This is a genomic window from Verminephrobacter aporrectodeae subsp. tuberculatae At4, assembly GCF_000193225.1.
GTDB classification, from domain to species: Bacteria; Pseudomonadota; Gammaproteobacteria; order Burkholderiales; family Burkholderiaceae_C; genus Acidovorax; species Acidovorax aporrectodeae.
This window is the reverse complement of record NZ_AFAL01000346.1, coordinates 1-208: the sequence shown is the minus strand read 5'-3', so window position 1 is coordinate 208 and position 208 is coordinate 1. Positions and strand designations below refer to the sequence as shown.

The following is a 208-nucleotide window of genomic DNA, read 5'->3' as shown; positions in this document are numbered from 1 at the left end:
GCTCACGCGGCTGGCCGCGGCCAAGCCCAGCACGCCCGCAAAAGGCAGCGCCATGCCCAGCCGGTCCCACAGCAGGCCCGCGTCCTGCGGCTGCCAGTGGTACACCGCCGAGCCCACGGCCGTGCACAGCAGGCCCACGAAGAACAGCCCGGCGGATGCGCGCGAGGCGCCATCGGGAATCCCCGGCGCCCCGCGGCGCAACGCCACC

At 76.0% G+C, this 208-nt stretch carries 1 pseudogene; it reads right to left on the bottom strand.

Going from position 1 to position 208, the window contains the following annotated elements:
- A pseudogene (locus VTU_RS26380) lies at positions 1-208 on the bottom strand (hypothetical protein); the annotation flags it as partial.